Origin of the sequence: Xanthomonas cucurbitae, assembly GCF_002939885.1 — a bacterium.
Lineage (GTDB): Bacteria > Pseudomonadota > Gammaproteobacteria > Xanthomonadales > Xanthomonadaceae > Xanthomonas > Xanthomonas cucurbitae.
Map to the genome: position 1 here is coordinate 1 of NZ_MDED01000069.1, position 6,337 is coordinate 6,337.

Genomic DNA, 6,337 nt, shown 5'->3' on the forward strand with positions numbered 1-6,337 from the left:
GAGTTCCTGAGGCTCAAGATCATCGCCAGCTTCCTGCCCGCGCTACCCGAAAATGCTCGATTGCACCCACAGTGATCCGCGAAGACCCAAAAAGGTAGCTGCCATTGGGTTGTTTGATATCAGCGTTGTCAGTAATTCGACCGAGGATGCTGGGTTTCTGACACTGCCGTCCGCTTTCTCAAAGTACAGCAACTCAATGGTCGATGACGCATTTGATCTGGCTAAGGCATTTGTCAGTTCCGTGACCTATGGGATGACGAAGAGCAGCTATGCCAGGGGGCAGATTCAGATGGTTGACGCGCTACTGAGCGCACTGGTTCGAGGTGAAAGCGTTGGACCGGTGAATGCCATTGCGCAGGACTACAAAGTACTGGAATTGAAGGGTGTCGTCGAAGTCAAGCATGGCTCCAAAAAAGGTCGCAGCGGCCCAATGCTGAAGTTGCTGAAAACGGAAGTTGGTGAGCTTGCATTGCAAGCCATCAGGCAAGGTGATGTTAGCGAACATTCTCTCAATTCACTGCCGACTGCGGCAGTCACCATATTCAACGGCCCTGAACACAATCGTGAGAAAGTTAGGCGAGCACAAATCAAGGCAAGCCCCAAGGCTACCAATGACATGCTCTCTATCCTCCGCACAGGAGGAGGCATATGACCAAGGGACAGCAGGTTTTGCTTAAAGGCCCCCGGATGGAGGAATTGCTGCGAAGCTACTTCCTCAAAGCCGGCTACTACGTGGTGCGAGGGGTTCCATTTATATACGAAGGTTTTGACGTCACCGATATTGATCTGTGGCTCTATAGTCGTACGTCTTCCGTATCACGTGAAATCACCCTCGTGGATGCCAAAAACAAGAAGACGCCACAAGCTATAGAGCGGATATTCTGGGTTCAAGGGCTTCGCATTGCGACCAAAGCCACCAACGCAGTGGTGGCGACCACGGAGAAACGTCAGGAAGTAAAGGATTTTGGCCGAGATTTGGGAATCCTTGTTCTCGATGGCACCTTTCTGGGTAAGCTGGACAAGGCAGATGACCCCAACGCGCTGAGGTTCTCTGACGAAGAATTTTTCTCAAGGATTGACGATTATTCTCTGAGCAAGCTGGATGGTGACTGGCGTGGTCGCATAGCTCATTCCAAAAGCTTGCTCGCGAAATCACTTTCGTTTGACAGTTGCAATGAATGGCTCATGCAAGGCAAATTCTTTGCGGAGCAATCAATAACAAAGAGCAATCAGCGTGAAGTTGCTCTGCGCTGCCTGTATATGGTTTGTTCGTTCATTGGGATCGCAGTTGACTTTTGCATGAAGGAGATTTCGTTCCATGAGCAATCGGAACGCTGTGTACTTATCAAGGACGGATTCACCTATGGCTCGAAAGGTAGTGCAGGTCTCAAGAAGATATTGAATGTCTCGATTGGACTCATCGAGCAACACGCCAGCGATGGTGCGGCGACAGCCAGGCAAGTCCGATCTAGCATTGAACGACAGTTGGCGAACCTTAATACCGCCGTCCTTGGCGAGTTCTTTGCGAAGCAAGATGTCGCCAGAACACTCTTCGCTGTAGCGAAGGAGTTCGAGCAACTCGCGATGAGCAGGGATTTTTCTTCCGATACGACAGCGACACCTGAGCTTCGTAGCATGCTCTATTGCTTGCTCGATTATTGGGAACTTGACCGAGTCATGTTTTCAACCGTTTTGAAGGACAGTTAGTACGGCCCCTCGCGGTTGACCGCCAACCGCGAGGGAAAAAAGCATTTAAAAATTGGTCTGGACTTTTAGAGTCGGCAAGGGAGGCTTGATGTATTTGGGCGGGCTAACAATTTCGCGCTTTCGGTCTTGCGACAATGTGACCGTCAGTCTCCGTCCCGATCTGACGGTCTTGGTCGGTGAGAACAATGGCGGCAAATCCAACGTCGTAGATGCGATCCGGTTACTCACCTTGCCGTTGAGCGGACGCCGGGAGCGGTATCCGGAGGATGAAGATGTACGACGCCACGCGACTGCCCCGAACTTCCAGATCGAAGGCGTTTTCCGAGAACTCAGCGACACGCTGAAAGGACTGCTGATCTCGGCAGCCCCTGATCCCACCAAGAACGAAGCCGTCTTCGGCTATCGGTATGAGTCACGGTCCGAGCGCGCGCCGCGGGGCAAAACCACTGTGTGGGCCGGGCGCTTTGACACCAACGAACCGGAGGCTGGCTCCTCTGAACTGATCCGGCATGTCTACCTGCCGCCCTTACGCGATGCGCATCAGGCGCTTGGCACTGGCAGCGGTACACGGGTCATGGCGCTGCTGCGCAACTTCCTGCCAAAGGATCAAGAACAAGATTTCCTCGCTGGCGTCAGGCGCGCGGATGACCGGCCTGACATCCTGACTACGATGAACACGGAGATCGGTAACGCCTTAGGTTTGCTGACCAATGGGGTCCGCCCGCAAACGGCAGCGTTGGACTTCGGCGCCGAAACCCTACTGGACGTCGCCCGCGATTTGAGGTTTCGCCTAGCCGATTCCGGTCTAGTGCCCGAAGACATCCGGGCTTCTGGTCTGGGCTACTCCAATCTACTCTATATGGCCACGGTGGTGGTCGAACTGGCCAAAGCCAAGGAAGCCGACCTCACGATTTTTCTCGTCGAAGAACCTGAAGCGCATCTGCACCCGCAGTTGCAGGTTCTTGTGCTCGAATTCCTGCTAGACCAAGCGCGCCAATCGACTGATCGTGTCATCGAGCCTGGCAAGCCGGAAGGCCGCATCCAGATCGTCGTGACGACCCATTCGCCGAACCTGACGGCATGGGTCTCTCCGACGCATCTAGTGGTCATGCGCTCGCGTCGTCGCGACCAAAACGGTGTCACTGTTTCAGAATCGGTCAGTGTGCCCATTGCCGAAATCGGGCTCAAGCCAAAGACACTGGATAAGATCAACCGCTATCTGGACGTGACGCGCTCCGCGCTGCTGTTCGGCAATAGGGCCATCCTAGTGGAAGGAATAGCGGAGGCGCTACTGCTGCCAGTATTGGCGCAGAAGCTTGTTCTCGTCGGTGATGCCGATGGATGGCTCCGATTCAAGGGAGCGGTCATCGTGCCGATCGAAGGTGTGGACTTCCGCCCCTATGTAGAGGTGCTGCTACGCCCACATGGCGATGCACGCATCGCTGACCGGCTGATTGTGATCACCGACGCGGACCCATCCGTGTTGGGAAATCGGAAGGTTGACCTGGAAAACCTAGCTGCAACGCATGGAGCACCGCAGACGCTGACCGTGCTAACCAATCAGCACACGTTGGAGCACGAGATTTTCAGCGCTGGAAACGAAGCCTTCCTCAAGAGTGCGTTTCTTCGTCTGCATCGCAACTCGTGTCGCGACTGGGAGGATCAAATCGAGAGAATCGCAGTGCAAGACCGTCCCGATGCATTTCTCAAGCTGATTGAGGCGAAAAAGACCCGCAAGGGCGACTTGGCCCAGGCCATCGCTTCACGTATTGCGGCGGGCGAAGCATTTGTTGTACCGCCCTATCTCGCAGATGCAATTCGTGGCGCTTCGCAAGCATGACCGGCATTCACGGTCTGACGGCAGAGCAGGAAGCATTTGCCGCACACGTTGGCGGCGCCTTCGTTCATGCTTGTCCCGGCGCCGGAAAGACCCGCACGATCATTGCTCGCCTAGCTAGGATCGCCGCCACCTTACCACCACGCCGTGGTGTGGCAGTACTCTCGTTCACAAACTCTACAGTCGATGAGTTTCGCGAACGCTGCCAGGCCGCAGGGCTCAACTCGCTCTTGAAGCATCCTAGTTTCATGGGGACGCTTGATGCTTTCGTTAGGCATTTCGTAGTACTGCCAAGCTGCGCGGCAACCAGCCCGACGCGACCAATCATCCTCGATAGTTGGGACACTCTTGGCATAGAAATCCGGCTGTCTGGGCAATTCGCTTTTCGAGGTGATCCGGTAAGCCTAGATTTGTTCGACCCGGAAACCAATATCATTGATCCAGAGAGGATCGGACATGCCGGATTGCAAAATCATGTGCGCCAGCATCAGGTCCGATATCAACAGGTGGCGGCGCACCGGCGACGTGGCTTGTTGCAGGCGGGCTATATGAGTGCCGGCGACGCCCGCGTTCAAACGTTGGGGCTGATTCGTGATCCAGTGAATGGCGGGGCACTCGGTCGCTCGCTGGCGGCACGTTTCCACGAAGTCATGGTGGACGAAGGTCAGGATTGCAATCCGCTCGATCTGCAAATCCTGTCTTGGCTCAGAGCGCACGGCGTACATGTCACGTTCGTGTGCGACCCCGACCAGGCAATCTACGAATTTCGTAACGGCAATCCTGCAGGGGTTCATGAATTCAAGGCGACTTACCCCGTCGAATCGCATCGAGGGTTAACGGGCAATTTTCGTAGTAGCCCTGCGGTCTGCCGGTTAGCCGCCACACTTAGGAATGCTGGTCAGGTAGATCAGTCTGTCGGTGACACCGCGAATGTTGAACATCCAGTTTTGCTTCTGACATACGGTGGCCGAGGCCCAACAGCGACGATCGGTCAGGCTTTCCTTGATCGGGTTGCTGAGCTTGGCTTGGATTTGACGGACACTATTATCCTGGCGCATTCAGGCAAGGTTGCGCAGCGGGCTGCGGGCGCGACCACCAATGACTCGAACGGAAGCTCGCGGATTGAGTCGCTGGCTCGGAAAGTGGCGGAGTTCTGGTCACCCGCCGCGACGGCGCGATCGAGAGAGGCTGTGGTTCAGGTAGTGGAAACGGTGCTTCTGGATCTCATGGGGCTACGCCAACCAAACGAGCATCTATGGAGAACCGTCGAACGGCTTGGTATGGATCGGCGAGCACATCGAAGACGTACGCTGAGTTTCCTAATGAGCCTTCCCAGAGAGTGCGGGAATACTGATGCTGATCGGCTCGCCTGGATAGCCTGTGTGCATGCGGAGATGGAACGAATGGAACTACCGCTGCCAGCCGGCGTGACCGTGCGTAATTTCTTTCGTCGGCCAACCAATGCGCAATGGTCGAACCATCTTCAAATGCCGATCGTTCTTGGCCTTGCATGTGCCAAGATTCACGAGGCGAAAGGCCGTGAGTACGGTGCAGTGTGCGTCGTGATTCCACCCAATCGCGCTCCTGAAAACCGGAGTGAAGCTCTGTTCGAGTCGTGGGAAGCACGCGCCGACGTAGAGGCCAAGCGCGTGCTCTACGTCGGTTTGACGCGCGCCCAGCATCTTGGTGTGCTTGCAGTGCCAGTCGCCTTCGCCGATCGTTGCGTTGCCGTGCTGACGGCTGGTCAAGTAGCTCATACAAGGAGGGACTTGTAAGGTCCCGGCAGAATGCCATGTCGATCATCATTAGCGCCACTCCTGCACCGATGAGCACGAGTGTTTCGTGCATATTGACCATGATCGACTTGGGGCTCTGAATCAGCGCCCAGCTATGTCGTCGTCACGCTGTTCAATTTGCAGCCGGGCACGTGCGGTAGCCTGCTGTAGCCGCTCGGCCAGCATTTCGAGTGGCGGCAATGTCGTTAGGTATTCGGCAGCGTGGATACCTGACTTATCCAGTTCCAGCAGTTCGATCTGCTCGCGCTTCTTGCCGGTGCAAAGGATGATCCCCAGCGGCGAGGCTTCAGCCGGCTCGCGCTCGTGTTTGTCCAGCCAGCGAAGGTAAAGCTCCATCTGTCCTTTGTAGGCCGCCTTGAAGTCGCCTACCTTCAACTCCACCGCCACCAATCGCTGCAGCTTGGTGTGCAGCATGAGTCGACGTGGCAACTGTCATGACAACGCCCCGGTGGAGAGCTTCTTCGGTCTGCTCAAACGCGAGCGGATCAGGCGGCGGATCTACCCCACCAAGGACGCCGCACGCGCCGAGGTGTTCGACTACATCGAAATGTTCTACAACCCACAACGCCGTCATGGTCCAACTGGCGATCTATCGCATGTAGAGTTCTAACGGCGCTACGCGCAACGAGGGTCTTGAGTGTCTACGGAAATCTGGGCGTATCACAGCGCATTGAGCTCCTGCTGCCGTAGCCCGGCCAACTTGGTGAGCATGTCCACCTCACCGAGGCGGTGATTGTCAACATAGTTGTCCGCTATTTCATGCTGCCAACTTCATGTCATCAGGTGCTTTCCTATCGTCGTTATCCGGGTTCAGCCAAACCGCGCCGACAGGCGTCCAGTTACGCGTGGCGCGTCCGCGCCAGCGGCTTGGATGACGCATGGCGGCCTCCCGGTACACGTCCGCTCGTGCGGCCAGGATGGCCTGGTCGCGTCGCTCATGGCGCTCGTGCGGCGTCACGAATCGGATGCCACTGTGGCGGTGCTCGTTGTTGTACCA

Annotated in this window: 5 protein-coding genes and 2 pseudogenes; 5 read left to right on the plus strand and 2 right to left on the minus strand. The window is 56.1% G+C overall.

Going from position 1 to position 6,337, the window contains the following annotated elements:
- Nucleotides 1-52 precede the first annotated feature (52 nt).
- From XcuCFBP2542_RS18350 to XcuCFBP2542_RS18365, 4 genes are all read left to right on the plus strand, one after another.
- Nucleotides 53-652 carry a hypothetical protein gene (locus tag XcuCFBP2542_RS18350; RefSeq protein WP_211293033.1) on the plus strand — a complete coding sequence of 200 codons (600 nt, stop codon included), beginning with the start codon at nt 53-55 and terminating at the stop codon, nt 650-652.
- Nucleotides 649-1,707 carry a hypothetical protein gene (locus tag XcuCFBP2542_RS18355; protein WP_211293034.1) on the plus strand — a complete coding sequence of 353 codons (1,059 nt, stop codon included), beginning with the start codon at nt 649-651 and terminating at the stop codon, nt 1,705-1,707. The genes XcuCFBP2542_RS18350 and XcuCFBP2542_RS18355 overlap by 4 nt, the downstream gene beginning before the upstream one ends.
- 88 nt (nt 1,708-1,795) lie before the next feature.
- On the plus strand, nt 1,796-3,547 hold the full coding sequence (locus XcuCFBP2542_RS18360) for an ATP-dependent nuclease (protein ID WP_104605638.1): 1,752 nt from the start codon (nt 1,796-1,798) through the stop codon (nt 3,545-3,547).
- Nucleotides 3,544-5,319 carry an ATP-dependent helicase gene (locus tag XcuCFBP2542_RS18365; RefSeq protein ID WP_104605640.1) on the plus strand — a complete coding sequence of 592 codons (1,776 nt, stop codon included), beginning with the start codon at nt 3,544-3,546 and terminating at the stop codon, nt 5,317-5,319. Before XcuCFBP2542_RS18360 ends, XcuCFBP2542_RS18365 begins: the two co-directional genes overlap by 4 nt.
- Nucleotides 5,320-5,421: 102 nt before the next feature.
- Here the strand turns inward: XcuCFBP2542_RS18365 and XcuCFBP2542_RS18370 are convergent, their stop codons facing one another.
- Nucleotides 5,422-5,754, minus strand: coding sequence for a PDDEXK nuclease domain-containing protein (locus tag XcuCFBP2542_RS18370; RefSeq protein WP_425478059.1), 333 nt, complete (start codon nt 5,752-5,754; stop codon nt 5,422-5,424).
- Between XcuCFBP2542_RS18370 and XcuCFBP2542_RS18375 the strand changes: the two are divergent.
- Nucleotides 5,741-5,950, plus strand: a pseudogene (locus tag XcuCFBP2542_RS18375) (IS3 family transposase); the annotation flags it as partial. The gene XcuCFBP2542_RS18370 and the pseudogene XcuCFBP2542_RS18375 overlap by 14 nt on opposite strands.
- Nucleotides 5,951-6,097: 147 nt before the next feature.
- Here the strand turns inward: XcuCFBP2542_RS18375 and XcuCFBP2542_RS19865 are convergent.
- Nucleotides 6,098-6,337, minus strand: a pseudogene (locus tag XcuCFBP2542_RS19865) (IS3 family transposase); the annotation flags it as partial.

What these genes read in the sequence shown, in the direction of transcription:
- XcuCFBP2542_RS18370 (WP_425478059.1), bottom strand. Translation starts at nt 5,754, where the DNA reads ATGCTGCACACCAAGCTGCAGCGATTGGTGGCGGTGGAGTTGAAGGTA.
- XcuCFBP2542_RS18350 (WP_211293033.1), top strand. Translation starts at nt 53, where the DNA reads ATGCTCGATTGCACCCACAGTGATCCGCGAAGACCCAAAAAGGTAGCT.
- XcuCFBP2542_RS18355 (WP_211293034.1), top strand. Translation starts at nt 649, where the DNA reads ATGACCAAGGGACAGCAGGTTTTGCTTAAAGGCCCCCGGATGGAGGAA.
- XcuCFBP2542_RS18360 (WP_104605638.1), top strand. Translation starts at nt 1,796, where the DNA reads ATGTATTTGGGCGGGCTAACAATTTCGCGCTTTCGGTCTTGCGACAAT.
- XcuCFBP2542_RS18365 (WP_104605640.1), top strand. Translation starts at nt 3,544, where the DNA reads ATGACCGGCATTCACGGTCTGACGGCAGAGCAGGAAGCATTTGCCGCA.